Source organism: Salinimicrobium flavum, assembly GCF_042684505.1.
In the GTDB taxonomy this organism is placed as follows: domain Bacteria; phylum Bacteroidota; class Bacteroidia; order Flavobacteriales; family Flavobacteriaceae; genus Salinimicrobium; species Salinimicrobium flavum.
Map to the genome: position 1 here is coordinate 331,202 of NZ_JBHULT010000008.1, position 17,938 is coordinate 349,139.

Here is a 17,938-nt window from a genome sequence, read left to right on the forward strand (position 1 = left end):
AAAATCCCGCAATTCGCGGGATTCCTTTGTTATATTATAGACATGAAATTGGTTATGCCAGCATGGTAACAGGATTTTCAAGATACTTTTTCAAGGTCTCTAAAAATGCAGCACCGGTGGCACCGTCAACAGTCCTGTGATCACAGGCAAGTGTGAGCTTCATGGTATTACCCACCACTATCTGTCCGTTTCTCACCACCGGCTTCTCTACGATAGTTCCTACAGAAAGTATTGCAGAGTTTGGCTGGTTAATAATACTGGTAAACTCAGTGATCCCATACATTCCAAGGTTGGAAACAGTAAAGGTACTTCCTTCCATTTCCTGTGGTTGTAGTTTTTTATTCCGTGCCTTACCTGCAAGATCCTTTACATTAGCACCTATCTGGGTCATGCTCATTTGATCTGCAAATTGCAGTACAGGAACAACCAATCCATCTTCAACCGCTACAGCAACCCCCATATGGATATGCTTCGCGATCTTTGTGGTATCACCTGTCCACTGTGAATTCACTCTTGGGTGTTTTCTCAAGGCCATTGCAGTCGCTTTGATCACGATATCATTAAAAGATACCTTCACATCTGGCAGCTCATTGATCTGCTTACGGTTTGCCATGGCATTTGCCATGTCCACCTCAATGGTAAGATAATAATGTGGTGCATTGAATTTGGATTCTCCAAGCCTCTTCGCAATGGTCTTTCGCATCTGCGAGTTCTTGATCTCCTCGAAACTTTCTTCCCCTGCGGGGATATAGGTTTGTGCTGCGGCCGGGGCCTCTTTACTTTCAGGAGCAGGAGCCGAAGCAGCTTTTTCTGAAGGCTTGTAGGTTTCGATATCTTTTTTAACGATCCGGTTATTTTCACCAGAACCTTTCACTGTGGAAAGATCGATCCCCAGATCATCGGCCATCTTTTTGGCCAAAGGCGATGCAAAGATCCGACGGCCGTCTTGAGTGGTTTTTGGTGCTTCGGAAGTTTTCTTTTCTTCGGAAGCAGGTTCCTTACTTTGAGCTTTTTTGCCAGATTTAGCTTTGGCGGCTCCACCGGTTTTCACAAGAGAGGATACGTCTGTCCCTTCTGGTCCAATAATAGCGAGCACACTGTCTACAGGTGCAGATTCACCTTCCTGAATCCCTATGTGCAATAAAGTACCCTCATAGAAAGATTCAAATTCCATTGTAGCCTTATCAGTTTCGATCTCGGCCAGGATATCCCCCTCTTCTACTTTATCACCTTTATGTTTCAACCAGGTAGCAACTGTTCCCTCTTCCATGGTATCACTAAGGCGGGGCATTTTGATTATTTCAACTCCTTCAGGGACTTCACCACCTTCAGAAGATCCTTCTCCTTCTTCTTTTTCTTCATCATCTTTTGATTCCGGTTTTTCTTCTTTCCCGTCTTCTGATGATGCGGTGTCTTCCGAAGCTTTTTCTTTAGCAGATCCACCCTCATCCAAAAGAGCCGAAATATCCTCTCCTTCTTCTCCTATGATGGCTAAAAGTGCATCTATAGGGGCAGTTTCCCCTTCTTGTACTCCAATATGCAACAAAGTACCCTCATAAAAAGATTCAAATTCCATCGTGGCTTTGTCTGTCTCGATCTCAGCCAGGATATCTCCCTCCTCTACTTTGTCACCTTTCTGCTTAAGCCATTTTGCAACAACACCTTCTTCCATGGTGTCGCTCAAACGAGGCATTTTTACTACTTCTGCCATAATCAATTATAATTTATGGGGTAAAAACGGATAATCCTTTTGCTCGTAAACTACATCATACATAGTTTGAATATCAGGGAAATCACTTTCTTCAGCGAACTTTTCACATTCGCTCACCAGGTCTTTCACCCGTTTATCCATCTCCTTGATATCTTTATCTGTAGCATATTTCTTTTCTAAAAGAACATCTTTCACCTGTGTAATGGGATCTATCTTCTGGTATTCTGCCACCTCTTCTTTGGTACGGTACTGCTGGGCATCACTCATGGAGTGACCACGGTAACGGTATGTCTTCAACTCAAGGAAAGTTGGACCTTCACCTTTTCTGGCGCGGGCCATAGCTTCATCAAGAGCTTCGGCAACCTTCACCGGATTCATAGCGTCAACAGGGCCACAAGGCATATCATAACCCAAGCCTAATTTCCAGATCTCGGTGCTTTTAGAAGTACGTGCTACAGAAGTTCCCATGGCATACCCATTGTTCTCTACGCAGAAAACTACCGGCAGGTTCCATTTCACAGCCATAGTAAAGGTTTCATGAAGCGCTCCCTGGCGTGCAGCTCCATCCCCTAAAAAAGTAAGGGTAACTGCCCCGGTCTTAAAATATTTATCGGCAAATGCGAGACCGGCACCCAAAGGTATCTGCCCTCCAACAATTCCGTGACCGCCATAAAAGCGGTGTTCTTTTGAAAATATATGCATAGAACCTCCCATTCCCTGAGATGTTCCGGTTTTTTTACCATATAATTCGGCCATTACCCTTCGAGGATCCACCCCCATACCAATAGGCTGCACGTGGTTACGGTAAGCAGTGATCATTTTATCTTTCTTAAGATCCATGACGTGCAAGGCTCCGGCAAGAATAGCTTCCTGACCGTTATACAAGTGTAAAAAACCTCTTACTTTCTGCTGAATATATACCTGCGCAAGCTTGTCTTCAAACTTCCGCCAGAACAGCATTTCCTCATACCACTTAAGGTAAGTGGCTTTTGTAATTTTCTTCATTAATAACAAATTTTAATTGCTAAGCAATGCTTCCGCCAAGCGAACGACAAAAATACTATTTTCAAAAGGAATGGAAAACAGTTTCTACAGTAAAAAACCGCTAAAAAATCTACAGGTAGGAATTGTCAAAAATCAGGGGCAAAAGATCTGATATAGATCTTGCTTTCACCACTTTTCCCGTCTCCCCCATAAAAAAGATCTCGATAGGTCCATCCTGCTTCACTTCATATTCTGCTATGGCCTGCCTGCAGGATCCACAAGGTGGGGTTGGAGTGTCTACGGTGTGGTTTAAAGATCTCGCGGTAAGAACCAGTTTTTGCATCTTCACTCCAGGATATTTTGCCCCGGCGTAAAAAATGGCTGTCCTTTCTGCGCAAAGTCCTGCAGGATAGGAAGCGTTTTCCTGATTACTGCCCGTGACCACTTCGCCATTCCCGAGCTCTATGGCCGCACCTACCCTGAATTTAGAATATGGGGAATAAGATCTTTCCCTGGCTTCTACAGCTTTTTCCATTAAAACCTGAACCTCATTGGGCAATTCTTCTACCCCATCAAATATGTCCAGATCTGCACTTATGGTAATTTTTTTCATTTACTGGGTTTCTATAGATAAAAGTTCCCGCAACTTTAAAAGTCCGGGAATTAACCTGCTCATTTTGCGGGAGCAAAGGTAACTATTATTAAGGAAAATTTTCAGCAGTTAAAAGTCTAATAGATTTCGTTGTACTGTCTTCCAAAATTAAAGGTAAGACCAAACCTCAAAGTTCCTTCAAGCGGACTTACCACTTCTGAAGTAGAAAATAAATAGGAAATATCAATATTCACGACCGTATATCTGAAACCTGCACCAAAAGAAATAAATTCACGAGATCCTTTTTCAGGGCTTTCATGGAAGTACCCTGTTCTAAGTGAAAATACATCCTGATATACATATTCTGCTCCAAGAGCATAAGTCACCTCCTTAAGCTCTTCAGAAAAACCATCGGGGGCATCTCCAAAAGATTTAAAAATACCTTCCACGGCACCAATTGAATTGTACTCCTGGTTATCTTCAGAATCTATATCGCCGTCACCATCAAAGTCCTTTGGCGTGGGGACCAGTAATTTATTAAATTCAAGATAGGTTCCAATACGATTGGAAGGATCAAGTATAAAATCAAATCCTCCTCCCAGTTTAAGATTAGTGGGGATGAAGTTTTCCTGACCGCCTTCATCATATTTAATTTTAGGCCCAATGTTGGAGATATTCAAGCCTGCCCTCCAGCGTCCGTCAAATCGGGTATAATCTATGGCACTACTTCTAAAAAAGGCAGCTACATCTACCCCAAAAGTTCCTGCCGCGGTCGCATCTGCATCTACCGGGGCCAGTTTAAGGTCAGACCGCAGATAACGTCCTGCCACGGCCATTGAAAAATGATCACTCAATCTCAAAGCATAAGAAAGATCCAGCGTGAATTCATTAGGACTTAATATTAAAGGAAGATCATCGGGAGTTTCACGGGCTTCGATATTTCCCATACTGAAATATTTAAAACTTGCCCCGAAGGCACTTCGTTCGTTGATACGATTGAAATAGGTAATGTTCCCCAGGAAAATATCATTTACCAGTTCGCTAAGGTAAGGAGTATAGGTAACCCCGAAGCCCTGCTGGCTTTCTGCAAAAACATATTTGGCAGGATTCCATTGCTGGGAAAAGGCATCTACAGAAGTGGCAACCCCCTGGTCACCCATTCCCGCAGCTCTTGCATCGGCTGCGATCAACAGGAAAGGAACAGCTGTGGTTATAACCCGGTCCTGCTCTTCCTGCGCATAAGATTTAGCATTAAAAAAGAATACAGCACTTAATATTAAGAGTGGTAAATTTTTCATAGGACTAATTAATAATTAACAAATATACCTGAATTCAAACGACAAAATAATGAATTACCCTAAATTCTGTATTTTATTATAACATAACGCAGAGTTTAACAGAAGCTTATAATACCTGCTTCTTTTTCTTTGAAAGCACCAATAAAAACGACCAATGCACAGACATAACCACCTTTCGGGTCTGAGAACCAATAAAATAACCCCTGCTCTACCGCTTCCTGAAATTCTGCAGGTTTTGTCTTACATAAATTTTAAGATATAATTAATGGTAATCCTTACCGGTAGAGCCTGCGTAATTCCAATTATTATACTTAAGTTCGAAAAAACAATTACTTTTGCTTTGAATATGAGAACCTTCAGAAATAAGTTCCTGAAGGCAGAATTAAATTTATACCCTCAGATTTAGAGCGGAAAAAAAACGTTAGCATCAAGATTTTCAGGATCCTACAAGATTACAGGTCATTTGAAATATTCTTGAAAGTTTAGCGTTAATTACTATATTGCAAAGCCAAAATTGCTACAAAAGATATTGTGAATATGAGAAATAAGGTTGCTGTAAAAGCGTTTTTAGCCCTCGCTGTAAGTGCTGGTCTCCTAAGCTGTAACAACTCCAAGGATTACAAGAATAATTCCCGCGCCACAGGATGGGACATTAATTCCAAGGAAGGCGGTTTCACCTACAATGCAGATTATGATGAACAGGAAGCAGGTCCAGGACTGGTTTTCGTAGAGGGTGGAACCTTCACAATGGGAAGGGTACAGGACGATGTGATGCATGACTGGAACAACACTCCCACTCAACAACATGTCCAGTCCTTTTATATGGATGAAACAGAGGTGACAAACCTTATGTACCTGGAATACCTTGATTATCTTAAACGGGTCTATCCTCCCAGTGAAGAAAGATACCGCAACATATATCACGGAGCTTTACCGGACACGCTGGTATGGAGAAATCGTTTAGGGTATAATGAAACCATGACCAATAACTATCTCCGCCATCCCGCCTATGCGAATTATCCGGTGGTAGGAGTAAGCTGGATCCAGGCTGTGGAATTCAGTAAATGGAGAACAGATAGAGTTAATGAACTTAGGCTGGAAAAAGAAGGATTCACCCTCGAAGGGGCCAGATACGCCGTGGAGCCGGGAGAAACCTTCAGCACAGAAACTTATTTAAATGCCCCAACCAAAGCTTATGGAGGTAATGACAGTATCGCCAGGGGTGGTAATAAAGCAGACAGGTTCATGACCAAAGATAGCACGAACCTTTATGTACAACGTAAGCATGGAGTACTTTTACCTGAGTACCGACTTCCAACAGAAGCAGAATGGGAATATGCAGCCCTGGCCCTTGTAGGGATCAGGAATTATAATGTATATAGGGGTAGAAAAAAATATCCATGGGACGGACAATACACCCGTTCAGGGGATGCCAAAAGTCGTGGCGACCAATTGGCAAACTTTAAGCAGGGAGACGGAGACTACGGTGGTATAGCAGGCTGGAGTGATGACGGAGCCGATATTACTGCTGAAGTTAAAACTTATGAACCTAATGATTTTGGCCTTTATGATATGGCCGGAAACGTAGCAGAGTGGGTAGCTGATGTTTACAGACCCATTGTTGACGATGAATTCAACGATTTCAACTACTACCGGGGAAATGTTTACACTAAACATGCAATTTCAGAAGACGGTACCGTAGAAGTTCTGGGCGTAGACCAGATCGAATACGACACCCTGAGTAACGGAAGGATAGTAGCCAGAAACCTTCCCGGAGAGATCAAAACCGTACCTATCACACCTGAAGACACCTACCTGAGAAGTAATTTTTCTGAAAGTGACAACAGAAGCTTCCGTGACGGCGACAAGAGGTCAACACGTTATTATGACAATTTCGCAGAAGTTGAAGATCCAAACCAAAGAATGTACAACTCTCCTGTTCACACTGCAACAGTTGATAGTTTAGGTGGAAGAAGTTTACAGTATGACGAGACCACAGGAAGGAATACTTTAATTGATGACAATGTGAGGGTTTACAAGGGAGGTTCCTGGAGAGATCGCGCCTATTGGCTTGATCCTGCCCAAAGAAGATATTTCCCTCAAGATATGGCTACAGATTACATAGGGTTTAGAAATGCTATGTCTCGCGTTGGTTCCAAATCTTTAAAGAAAAACAAAACAGCAAAGAATTAATTTTCTGAAAATATTAAACGAAAGCCCTAATCTGATTAGGGCTTTTTTTATAGTTTTAATTCATGGAATTACACCAACTACATAAGCTGTTCCTTGACAGCACAGGAGTGAGTACCGATACCAGAAAGATCAAACCGGGCAGTATCTTCTTCGCCTTAAAAGGAGAAAATTTCAATGCAAATGAATTTGCTGCGGAAGCCCTCGAAAAAGGAGCAGCTCATGCCGTTATAGACGAGGACATACCTACACAGGATAAAAAAATGATTCGGGTTGAGAATGTATTGAAGGCGCTGCAGGAACTTGCCACATTTCACCGGAAGCATCTTAAGCTTCCCATTCTGGCACTTACAGGAAGTAACGGCAAAACCACCACCAAGGAGCTCATCAATGCAGTACTTTCAAAAAAGTTCAACACTGTGGCTACCACAGGCAACCTTAACAACCATATAGGAGTTCCTCTATCCCTCCTGTCTATGACCGGGGACACTGAAATTGGAATTATAGAAATGGGTGCCAATCATCAAAAAGAAATAGAATTCCTGTGCAACATCGCCCTCCCGGATTTTGGATACATCACGAACTTTGGCAAGGCCCATCTGGAAGGCTTCGGAAGTGTGGCAGGTGTCATCAAAGGAAAGAAGGAATTATACGATCACCTGAAACAGCATCAGAAAATGTTGTTTTTGAATCTTGATGATGAACTCCAGAAAGAGGAAATCAACTATCCGCGGGTATACAGCTTTGGCACCAAAGCAGAGGCTCATGTCACCGTTAAATACCTTCAGAAAAACTCTTTTGCAGGGATCGAAGTGGACGATCAAAGCATTTATGGAAATCTAACAGGAAGCTTTAACGGCACCAACATGGCTGCCGCTTATTCTATAGGTAAATACTTTGAGGTAGACCCAAAGAAGATCAAAGCTGCTCTTGAGGAATACATCCCGCAAAACAACCGGTCCCAGATCATCTTAAAAGACAACCGGAAGATCATTCTCGATGCTTACAATGCTAATCCTTCCAGTATGGCAGCCGCCCTGGACAATCTCAGCAGCATGGAAAATTCCCCTAAAATTGCCATTTTAGGAGATATGTTTGAACTTGGTTCCACATCCCGGGAGGAGCATGAAGACCTGATGAAAAATCTCCAGGAATCCAACATTGATAAGGCATATCTCATCGGCTCCAATTTCTACGGAACCTCTACCATTCCGGGAAAAGTGAAAAAATTTGAAACTTTTGAACAATTTAAAGACTGGTTTCAACCTTCAGAATTCAATTCGGGGGTTATTTTAATTAAAGGTTCGAGAGGAATGGCCCTGGAAAGGGTTTTGGAATTGCTGTAAAGACAATTAATTATTTAAAATTCAAGGTTCAAAATTGAAACCTGGATCCGTCTGACCTGCAAGGTTTTTTTTAAAATCCCCACCCCGCACTGCGGACACCCCTCCGGAGGAGGGGAATTTCAAGAACTGACCACGCTAATGATGTTCTCAAAACCAAAAAAACCTCACAGGTTTTAAAAACCTGTGAGGTTTGTAATAATTCTGGAATTTTTTTCTTAAAAATTGAAATTCCCCACTTGTGGGTGATACTGGGTTCGAACCAGTGACCCCTACCTTGTCGAGGTAGTGCTCTGAACCAGCTGAGCTAATCACCCTTTTATGCTGTAATCAAAAAAGGCCTCCGAGAGGAAGCCTTTTTTCTGTGGGCAATGAGGGATTCGAACCCCCGACCCCCTCGGTGTAAACGAGGTGCTCTGAACCAACTGAGCTAATTGCCCGAAATCATTAAAAAGTTTGAACTTTTCCGAATTCTTTGAAGTATATGTCTCTCTGAATGCGGATGCAAATATAGACTAGAATTTGTTTTGTGCAAAGAATAATTTCAAAAAAATTAAATTATTTCTGCTACCGTAAAAGTACTTCCTCCCACATAGATCACATCTCCTGCTGATGCCGCTTGCAGCGCAGCCTCATAAGCTTCTGAAACCGAATTGTATGCCTCTCCTATAAGGCCGTTACCACCAGCTTTTTTCCGAAGTAATGGAGCTTCCATACCGCGTGGAATAGCCGGTTTACAAAAGAAATATTGGCCTTCCTTTGGAAACAGAGGTAATACAGAATCGAGATCTTTATCATTTACTACCCCTATCACCAGAAACAAATGTTTGAATTCCTCTTCCTGTAACTGCTTCATAGCATAAACCAAACCTTCTTTGTTATGAGCGGTATCACAGATCACTTTCGGGTTTTCCCGTAGCACTTCCCACCTTCCGCGTAAACCGGTACCGGAAACTACTTGTTTAAGTCCTTTTTCCGTAGCTTCAGGTGGGATTTTCCACCCACGCTCCTGAAGGACTTCTACCGTACTCATAACGGTGCGTACATTTTTTTTCTGATAATATCCCCGAAGGTCAGTTTCTGGTAAAGATCCTGAATATTCTTCTGCAGGATACAACGGCGCATTTAACCGCTCAGCTATTTTTTTAAACACAGGAAAGGTTTCTTCCTGATATTCCCCAATGACCACAGGGGTATCTTTTTTAATGATCCCTCCTTTTTCCGCAGCAATTTCAGCCAGGGTATTACCAAGGATGGCGGTATGGTCCAATCCAATATTCGTGATCACAGATACTTCAGGGGTAATAATATTGGTAGAATCCAACCTTCCGCCTAGGCCCACTTCGATCACTGCTATATCAACCTTCTCTTCAGCAAAATACTGAAAGGCCATTCCCACCGTCATTTCAAAAAACGAAAGTTGTTCGGCTTCAAAAAAAGCCTTATTTGAAGTGATAAATTCCATCACGGCCTCTTCACTTATCTCTTTTCCATTGATCTTTATACGTTCCCTGAAATCCTTTAGATGCGGAGAGGTATATAGCCCTACTCTGTATCCGCTTTCCTGCAGGACAGATGAGAGCATATGGGATACAGATCCTTTCCCGTTGGTGCCTGCTACATGTATGGACTTAAATTTTTGATGTGGATTCTGAAGATGTGTGGCCAGCTTCCTGATATTGGAAAGATCAACTTTATAAGCTTTGTTTCCCACCTGCTGGTACATGGGCAACTGCTGAAACATCCAGTCAACAGTCTCCTTATAGGTATTCAATTATTCTGAAAGTTTAAAGTTATAGACAATGGTCCCCACCTGGGTAGCAGGGGCTTTTGAATCACTGTTAAAGCGTGTGGCCAGGGCGGCCCTTTTAGCGGGATCCAGTAAACACTGTGAGCTGTTGGTAGTCCCCTTCACTCCGGGAGTAGCCCGAATCACCTGCCCGTTGCGGTCCACTTCTATTTGCACCACCACGATACCTGATTCATTACAATCCTGTATAAATTTTTCTTTATTTAATGCTTTCCGGCCACCAAGGCGATAATTTCCGTCTCCATCCAGTCCCATCCCGGTACCGTAATAAGATTTAGCATCAGGGCTACCATCAGGGCTTCCTTTGTCACCTGCGGCATCATCGTTGCCTTCCCCCCCGGTAGCCTGCCCGTCACTCTTTGGCCCGTTTAGGATACTGCTCAAGGCATCGGTGGTAGATTTATCAGGTTTAGGATCGGGTTTTTTTACAGGTTCAGGTTCTTTTTCTACCGGTTTCACTGTTTTTTCCACGATAGGCTCTTCTACCTTTTTCTTTTTTTCGATCACCGGGGCCTCTACGGCTTCCTGGGTCACTACTTTTTCGCTGATCTCGGTTTTGACCGGGGTAACTTCAGGACTGGTATTTTGAGGCTGGGATTTTACAGGTTCTGTAGGTTGCTCTGTTCCGGAACCAACATCAGAGGTTCCAAAATTAATAGCGATCCCTTTTTCAGGTGGGGGATCAAGGTATTTAAAACCGAAAAACAATAATAGCAAGATCAACAGCACGTGTAAAGCTACCGTGATGGCAAAAGATTTCTTTTCGTGCTTTGTTTCCAGTAATTTCACCTGATGGGTTTTTCAGTTTAGTAGCAAACTTAGTTCCACTTTTCGCATAAGGAACTAAAAGGGGAAAATTAATCCGGTTTTACGGCAAGAACGATCTTATACCTGTTCCTGTTGGCGATATCCATTACGTTCACGGCCTTTTCTATAGGCACACCTTCTTCGGCCCTGAGAATGATGGTAGGGTCCTCTACTCCGGCCAGTTCAGCCTTCAGCCTTTGTTCCAGGGAGCTGTTGGTTACCCGCTCCTTGTTTATGTAGATCTGTAGATCTTTTGTGATGCTCACCGAAATATTCTGTTTGGTCGTGGTCTTTCCCTTTGCTTTTGGCAAAATAAGATCCAGGGCTTCCGGAGTGATCGCCGGAGAAGTGAGCATAAAAAAGATCAATAAAAGAAATACAATATCAGTCATGGAACTCATACTGAATTCGGGACTGATCTTATTTCTACCTCTTAAGTTCATATTATGCAGGTTCGTTTAGAAGGTCAAGGAAATCAACAGCGGTAGCTTCCATTTGATGTACTACCTTATCTGTTTTCACCACCAGGTGGTTGTAACCAATGTAGGCAATAATACCTACTATCAATCCTGCCACAGTTGTTGTCATCGCAGTATAGATACCTTCAGCAAGGGCTCCCATTTCTGCCTGCCCGCTGCTGGTTGCCAGCTCGTGAAAGGCGATCACCATTCCTATCACGGTTCCAAGAAACCCGATCATAGGAGCGGCTCCGGCAATGGTTGCCAGAATGCTTACGTTCTTTTCCAGTTTATAAACTTCCAGGCGACCCGCGTTCTCTATGGCTGTATTGATATCTTCCAGGGGACTACCAATCCTGTCAAGCCCTTTGGCGGTTAGCCGGGCAACAGGGGAATTCGCCTGTGCACAACGTATCCTTGCAGATTCAATATTACCGTTTACCACGCTGTCTTTGATCTGGTGCATGAAGTTACTATCAGTTTCTGATGCCGCTTTAATAGCAAACAAGCGTTCAAAATAGATATAGACAGCAACAAACAACAGCACGAACAGGATGGCAATGATAATTTGACCGCCTACCCCGCCGCTTAAAAATAAATCAAATAAAGAAAGGGTTTTTTCTTCTACTATAGGATCTGCAGCCTGGGCACCTTCTGCAAGACCATCCTCCTGAAAAAAATTAAGCATATGTAGTGTTGATTTTAGTTTTAAACGTGATTACTATCTTTTAATTGTAAAAGGTACGCCTTTTATATCGCGGAAATCTATACCAGTTGTTTTAAAGCGATCTCAAATGCGGTTTTACTGATCAGGGTTTTTTCACTGTTATGATCATAGGTATTTTGAATGGCATTTTTAATGGTCATGGAAGTATCATTAAAGATAGCTTCATCTGTCATCTGCACCCTTCTCTCCATAAAATAGGCAAATACCCGTGCCATTCCGCAGTTGGCAATAAAATCTGGGATCACACTTACCCGCTCATCTGAATATTCCATGATGGGACCAAAAAAGATCTCTTTATCAGCGAATGGTACATTGGCCCCGCTGGAGATGACTTCAAGCCCTGAGTTGATCATTTTATCAACCTGTTCTTTGGTAATTAGACGGGAAGCGGCACAAGGGGCAAATATTTCAGCATTCAATCCCCAAATTTTATCATTGATCTCATTGAACGGGATCATTTGACCACTAACCAGCATATTTCCTTCTTTTTTCAGGAATAGCTCCCTGATCTCTTCAAAGCTAAATCCATCTTCATTGATGAGTCCGCCTTCCCGGTCAATGATCCCCACAACTTTAGCTCCCATTTGGGCAAGGTAATAGGCCGCTGCCGAACCAACGTTTCCGAAACCCTGAACAATGGCTCTCTTACCTTTAACGTTACCGCCATAAATGTCGTAATAGTGCCTTACCGCTTCTGCCACGCCATAACCTGTGATCATATCGGCCACAGTGTATTTCCGGGAAACATCGGGAGAATAATTCGTGTTTTCAAGCACTTTGATCACTCCCTGCCTTAACTGACCTATTCGATTGATCTTATCTGCTTCAGAAGGTCTGAAATGTCCTGAGAAAACGCCTTCCTGAGGGTGCCATACTCCGCAGTTTTCGGTAATAGGGATCACCTCATGGATCTCGTCGACGTTCAAATCGCCTCCCGTTCCGTAGTAACTTTTAAGAAGAGGGGAAACCGCTTTGTACCAGCGCTCCAAAACCCCTTTTTTACGGGGGTCATTAGGGTCGAAATTTATCCCGGACTTAGCCCCGCCAATAGCAGGACCTGAAACGGTAAATTTCACCTCCATCGTCTTGGCCAGTGAAAGCACTTCATTCATATCAAGCCCTTTTCTCATCCTGGTGCCACCGCCGGCAGCTCCACCCCTTAGGGAATTGATCACCGTCCAGCCTTCGGCTTCGGTTTCGGGATCTTTCCAGTTGAAAACTATTTCAGGCGCCTTGTTTTGATATAAATTCAGTAGTTCTTTCATAATACTTTTGAAAATTGTTGCACAAATATAAAAAACTAAACCTGCAGAAGCTTGAAATCATTTAAAATATATAAGCCTGAACAATGATTGCAAAATCTCCTTTTTAAAAGAATAAATTCCGAAGAAATGGTTCATTAAGAAGGACCACGCAAAGATTATAAACCGCGTGTATCACCACTACCTGCCAAAGATCCCTGTTCCTGAAATATACCACTGTGGTCATGAACCCAATAATGAAATGAGTAAGCATGAGATTTGGGTAGTGCAGGATCGCGAAGTAAACCGCGACAATAGAAATTGCAAGGACCTTACTCCGGAAAATCTTCAGCAGGTTATTAAAAAGGATCTTTTTAGAAAATATTTCTTCCAGAAGAGGGGCGAAAACTACGGCACTAAGGAGATAAATACCCCGGTGAGGAGAAGGAGAATAATCCTGAAGAATTACTTTTTCGATAAAAAATACCAAAAACAGGATCAATCCAAGGGCTATTCCGAAGAAAAAACGTTTCAAGGACAGGTTTGGCCTTAGTGACCTGAACTGCAGCAGCCCTGCTTTAATTGCCAGGAAGATCAGGATCGAATAAGAGAATATTACCAGGTAGGAACTGATGCCATATATTCTTTCCAGGTCTTCGAAAAAGATCAAAACCAGCACAAAAAGGGAAAAGGTCAAAAGCGGAAGCAGTAAAAAGAAAAGGAACAGCCTGAGTTTTAGTTTTTGAGAAGGGTCTCTCATGGAAGATAGATTTGTCCCGAAGAATGGTCCCGCGAGGCACCGGTAACCGAACTGAGCACATTGATCTCATTCCGAAGTCTCAGGACTCCCAAAAATCCGAAAATCAGCGCTTCCTTAATATTGATGACCTCTGCAGAAGGAATGACAACCTTCACCCGGGTACGTTTTGCAATTTCCTCCATAAGATAAGTATTAAAAGCACCACCGCCCGTCACCAGGACCTTCTGCCGGGGATCTTTCCCCAATACTCTGGCAATCTGTTCTGCCGCATGGACGGTATAGGTCTTCAAAGCTGAAGTTACGGAAGCAGTATCTTCAAAAAAGGGAAGAATATGCTTATTTACCCATTCGATGCCCAGGGATTTTGGAGGTTTTTGTCGATAGAAGTCCAGGGAGTTCAATTTTTCCAGAAGAACCGGTTCGATCTTTCCGGAAGCGGCTATCTCGCCATTACGGTCAAAGGCTAAATTAAGTCGGGAAGCCAGGTTATTCAACACGGTATTTACGGGACAAATATCATAAGCCACGCGCAGATTATTTATACGGGTAGAAACGTTTGCAAAGCCGCCCAGGTTAAGGCAATAATCATATTCGGGAAACAGCAGTTCGTCCCCTATTGGCACCAACGGCGCACCCTGCCCTCCAAGTTCTACATCCTGCACCCTGAAATCACAAACTATCTTTTGTCCCAGTTTTTTTGCCAACTGCGGAAGGTTACCTATTTGTAAGGTATAGGAATTTTCAGGTTCATGTTTAACCGTGTGCCCATGACTGCAAACGGCATCGATCTCTTTTATTTTGTGACGTTTCAGGAAACCCGGGATCACTTCGGCTAAAAGGTTGGTATAATTCTCATTGAGCTCCTTTAGCTGAAGGTCATTATAAAAAACAGCTTCGGCTAAGGTTTTCTCCCATTCCCGGGTGTACGGAATGGTCTCAGCAGCCAGGATTTCATAGTTCCATTTTGCGTTTTTAGTGAAATTCAGGTAGGTCAAATCTATACCGTCAAGGGAAGTTCCCGACATAATACCTATAACGTTATAGTTATTTTTGCTCATACAGGTAAAAATAGCACTCTCAATTGAAAAAATCTCTTTAAAACGGTATCTTTGGGCACCTAAATTAAATTTTTTTTAAACTATATACCGAATGGATTTCAAGCTAACTGAAGAGCACTTAATGATTCGCGATGCGGCTCGTGATTTTGCCAAAACCGAGTTACTACCGGGCGTAATAGAAAGGGACGAAAAACAGGAATTTCCAAAAGAACAGATCAAAAAGATGGGGGAACTCGGCTTTTTGGGTATGATGGTATCTCCCGAATACGGAGGCGGGGGAATGGATAGTGTTTCCTACGTACTGGCAATGGAAGAGATCTCCAAGATAGATGCCTCAGCTTCTGTGGTAATGTCTGTGAACAATTCACTGGTTTGCTGGGGGCTTGACACCTACGGAAATGAAGATCAAAAACAGAAATACCTTACCAAACTGGCTGTCGGGGAAGCGATAGGAGCTTTCTGTCTTTCTGAACCTGAAGCAGGAAGTGACGCGACTTCTCAAAAGACCACGGCCATTGAAAAAGATGACCACTACGTACTTAACGGCACCAAGAACTGGATCACTAACGGGAGTTCTGCCGACTTTTATATCGTGATCGCACAGACACATCCTGAGAAAAAACACAAAGGCATCAATGCTTTTATCGTGGAAAAAGGATGGAAAGGATTTGAGATCGGTCCCAAAGAACAGAAACTCGGAATTCGCGGAAGTGATACTCATTCCCTTAACTTCAATGATGTAAAAGTCCCTAAAGAGAACAGGATTGGCGAAGACGGGTTCGGGTTTAAGTTTGCCATGAAAACACTTTCAGGAGGAAGGATCGGGATCGCTGCCCAGGCTTTAGGAATTGCCGCGGGAGCCTATGAACTGGCCAGAGAATATTCAAAAGTGCGTAAAGCCTTCGGAACTGAGATCATGAACCACCAGGCCATCGCTTTTAAACTTGCTGATATGCATACTTCTATCGAAGCCGCCCGTCACCTGGTAATGAAAGCTGCCTGTGATAAGGATAACGGGGAAAACTATGACCTGAGTGGGGCGATGGCAAAACTCTTCGCTTCAAAAACCGCAATGGATGTTACCATTGAAGCCGTACAGGTGCATGGTGGTAACGGTTACGTGAAAGAATATCATGTGGAGCGTTTGATGAGGGATGCGAAGATCACACAGATCTACGAAGGGACCTCAGAGATCCAGAAGATCGTTATCTCAAGAAGTATTTTGAGGGATTAAAAAATATTGTCATCCTGAACCTGCCTGCCGGCAGGCAGGTTCAGCCTGACGAAAGAAAACAGAACGTCACCCTGAATTTATTTCAGGGTCTTTTTGCTTCTGAACTTAAAGATGCTGAAACCAGCTTGACGAAAGAAACCCGAACCGTCTTAAATTAGAAAAGCAGCCGTTTCCGGCTGCTTTTTCTTTTTAAAAATTAATTCTACGTTCTACTTTTTAGAAGAGACTATTTGTTTTACAATAGTTTCCCTATCTGTAGTTACCTTCAGGATATACATTTGATTTGCTTTCATAGCGAAATCAACCTGAAGTGTGGTCACAGAACCTTTAGTGACATTTCTATCGGTGTAGGTTCTAAGGTGGTTACCTCTCATGTTGAATATCTGGATCTGTACATCAGATGTGTAATCAAAGTCATATTCCACATTGACAGTTTCTTTGAAAGGAACCGGGAAGGTCTTGACATCTGAAGCAGCTTCGGCTTTTTTGCCGTTGCCATTTTGAGTGTTCACTTCAGAAACTGCATTAGCATCCCCGCAAAGCACTTCTGCGCCGTCAAATGACTGACCTCCTTCATTTCCATCAATGATTCCGCTAACGGTACATTCGCAAATGATCTCACAAGCTACTCCATGCACAATTACATAAAGATCTCCTGTTGCTTCAATTGGACCCACGGTATAATTCTGCACTCCGTCACCTAAGTCGGGATTAAAATTATATTGTCCGGGAGCTACCGTTTCCTTACCATTTTTCATGGATGGAACTGGATCACAACCTATATAGACATGAGCTTCATTGAGCACATAGTTATCCATTAAGTTATATTCCACAGTCACAGCTCCGCCAGTATAGGTCACCAGTGCAGTACCTGTTACAGTACCTTTACCAGTCATACATTGCGCTGCTCCGGCGTAAAGGGTCAGTTCAAAGCTCTCTCCTTCAGAGATGCTGTTGGTCCAGCCCCATCGGTTAAAGCCATATTCAGAGAAACAGGTACTTGCATCTGCATTGTAACCAAAGATGGTTTCACAGTTGTCGACAAGCTCCCACTCTTTTACAATGGTTACCACTTCCTGCGCAGTATTACCACAGTCATCTTCAGCTACAAAGGTGTACTCATAAGTTTGAGAACATTCATCTTCACCCACCAAAACAGGGTAAGCTGTAAGATCACCGCCATCAGCACAATTGTCTGTCCAGGTAGCCATCAGACTGACAGGAACATCAGTTTCACAGACAGTTTCGGGATAATCACCCAGTTGGATCTCAGGATCTGTTGTGTCTTCAATGTGATAGGTGTATACCCAATCATGTTCATTGCCTTCACAATCTGCATAAGTCCAGGTGTAAGTTTTCGTACCCTTACAGCCGTCAAAATCACCTCCTTCTACAGGTCCTGTGGGCGTTAGTGCATTTCCACAGTTATCATCCACAAGCGGTGGGGTGGGTTCTATAGCATCAGCAAGACATTCCACATTGGAACTTTCGTTCCCCGGCATTGTGAAATCTTCATACTCGATAGTATACACATAAGACCAGTCTGCAGTATTGCCTTCGCAATCTGTAAAGGTCCAGGTATACGTGCGGGTGCCTTCACAGGTAACAGGATCAGGAGCATCAACCACCACAGGAGTACCTGCAGTTAATGGGTTGCCACAGTTATCCATCACTGTTGGAAGGCTGATACCAACACCGTCAGCATCTGCTTCACAGGCTACGGTT

At 43.1% G+C, this 17,938-nt stretch carries 15 protein-coding genes and 2 tRNA genes; 3 read left to right on the top strand and 14 right to left on the bottom strand.

The window, feature by feature from the left end; all coding sequences use genetic code 11:
* Nucleotides 1–52: 52 nt before the first annotated feature.
* From ACFSTG_RS09770 to porV, 4 genes are all read right to left on the bottom strand, one after another.
* Entirely contained in the window at nucleotides 53–1,711 is a 1,659-nt protein-coding gene (locus ACFSTG_RS09770; protein WP_380751781.1) for a pyruvate dehydrogenase complex dihydrolipoamide acetyltransferase, read from the bottom strand.
* Nucleotides 1,712–1,717: 6 nt separating this feature from the next.
* Nucleotides 1,718–2,716 (bottom strand): pyruvate dehydrogenase (acetyl-transferring) E1 component subunit alpha, encoded by a 999-nt coding sequence (gene pdhA, locus ACFSTG_RS09775; protein WP_380751784.1) that lies wholly within the window; start codon nucleotides 2,714–2,716, stop codon nucleotides 1,718–1,720.
* A 109-nt stretch (nucleotides 2,717–2,825) separates the two neighbouring features.
* Entirely contained in the window at nucleotides 2,826–3,308 is a 483-nt protein-coding gene (gene cdd, locus ACFSTG_RS09780) for a cytidine deaminase (RefSeq protein WP_380751787.1), read from the bottom strand.
* Between the two features lie 116 nt (nucleotides 3,309–3,424).
* Nucleotides 3,425–4,585, bottom strand: a complete 1,161-nt coding sequence (porV, locus tag ACFSTG_RS09785; RefSeq protein ID WP_380751790.1) for a type IX secretion system outer membrane channel protein PorV — start codon at nucleotides 4,583–4,585, stop codon at nucleotides 3,425–3,427.
* 537 nt (nucleotides 4,586–5,122) lie between these two features.
* On the opposite strand from porV, the gene gldJ reads away from it, so the two are divergent.
* Nucleotides 5,123–6,778 carry a gliding motility lipoprotein GldJ gene (gene gldJ, locus ACFSTG_RS09790; protein WP_380751793.1) on the top strand — a complete coding sequence of 552 codons (1,656 nt, stop codon included), beginning with the start codon at nucleotides 5,123–5,125 and terminating at the stop codon, nucleotides 6,776–6,778.
* A gap of 62 nt (nucleotides 6,779–6,840) precedes the next feature.
* Nucleotides 6,841–8,121: a UDP-N-acetylmuramoyl-tripeptide--D-alanyl-D-alanine ligase gene (locus tag ACFSTG_RS09795; RefSeq protein WP_380751796.1), complete on the top strand. Its 1,281-nt coding sequence runs from the start codon at nucleotides 6,841–6,843 to the stop codon at nucleotides 8,119–8,121.
* A gap of 239 nt (nucleotides 8,122–8,360) precedes the next feature.
* Here the strand turns inward: ACFSTG_RS09795 and ACFSTG_RS09800 are convergent.
* From ACFSTG_RS09800 to ACFSTG_RS09840, 9 genes are all read right to left on the bottom strand, one after another.
* A tRNA-Val gene (locus tag ACFSTG_RS09800) sits at nucleotides 8,361–8,435 on the bottom strand.
* A 48-nt stretch (nucleotides 8,436–8,483) separates the two neighbouring features.
* Nucleotides 8,484–8,558, bottom strand: a tRNA-Val gene (locus ACFSTG_RS09805).
* Between the two features lie 113 nt (nucleotides 8,559–8,671).
* Nucleotides 8,672–9,862 carry a bifunctional folylpolyglutamate synthase/dihydrofolate synthase gene (locus tag ACFSTG_RS09810; RefSeq protein WP_380751842.1) on the bottom strand — a complete coding sequence of 397 codons (1,191 nt, stop codon included), beginning with the start codon at nucleotides 9,860–9,862 and terminating at the stop codon, nucleotides 8,672–8,674.
* Nucleotides 9,863–9,892: 30 nt separating this feature from the next.
* A complete protein-coding gene (locus ACFSTG_RS09815; protein WP_380751799.1) occupies nucleotides 9,893–10,717 on the bottom strand; it encodes an energy transducer TonB in 825 nt (274 codons plus the stop codon).
* 68 nt (nucleotides 10,718–10,785) lie between these two features.
* Nucleotides 10,786–11,178 carry an ExbD/TolR family protein gene (locus ACFSTG_RS09820; RefSeq protein ID WP_380751802.1) on the bottom strand — a complete coding sequence of 131 codons (393 nt, stop codon included), beginning with the start codon at nucleotides 11,176–11,178 and terminating at the stop codon, nucleotides 10,786–10,788.
* 1 nt (nucleotide 11,179) lies between these two features.
* Complete coding sequence (locus ACFSTG_RS09825) at nucleotides 11,180–11,881, bottom strand: MotA/TolQ/ExbB proton channel family protein (RefSeq protein ID WP_380751805.1); 702 nt, start codon at nucleotides 11,879–11,881, stop codon at nucleotides 11,180–11,182.
* A 77-nt stretch (nucleotides 11,882–11,958) separates the two neighbouring features.
* Nucleotides 11,959–13,185, bottom strand: coding sequence for a Glu/Leu/Phe/Val dehydrogenase dimerization domain-containing protein (locus tag ACFSTG_RS09830; RefSeq protein ID WP_380751808.1), 1,227 nt, complete (start codon nucleotides 13,183–13,185; stop codon nucleotides 11,959–11,961).
* A 103-nt stretch (nucleotides 13,186–13,288) separates the two neighbouring features.
* The gene (locus ACFSTG_RS09835; protein ID WP_380751811.1) at nucleotides 13,289–13,921 is read right to left on the bottom strand and encodes a CPBP family intramembrane glutamic endopeptidase; all 633 of its coding nucleotides are present in this window, start codon (nucleotides 13,919–13,921) and stop codon (nucleotides 13,289–13,291) included.
* Nucleotides 13,918–14,979, bottom strand: coding sequence for an anhydro-N-acetylmuramic acid kinase (locus ACFSTG_RS09840; RefSeq protein ID WP_380751813.1), 1,062 nt, complete (start codon nucleotides 14,977–14,979; stop codon nucleotides 13,918–13,920). Before ACFSTG_RS09840 ends, ACFSTG_RS09835 begins: the two co-directional genes overlap by 4 nt.
* Before the next feature lie 91 nt (nucleotides 14,980–15,070).
* On the opposite strand from ACFSTG_RS09840, the gene ACFSTG_RS09845 reads away from it, so the two are divergent.
* Nucleotides 15,071–16,213, top strand: a complete 1,143-nt coding sequence (locus ACFSTG_RS09845) for an acyl-CoA dehydrogenase (RefSeq protein ID WP_380751816.1) — start codon at nucleotides 15,071–15,073, stop codon at nucleotides 16,211–16,213.
* Nucleotides 16,214–16,422: 209 nt separating this feature from the next.
* On the opposite strand, the gene ACFSTG_RS09850 is transcribed toward ACFSTG_RS09845, so the two are convergent.
* Nucleotides 16,423–17,938: HYR-like domain-containing protein (locus ACFSTG_RS09850; protein ID WP_380751818.1), on the bottom strand; the 1,516-nt coding region annotated here is incomplete at its 5' end.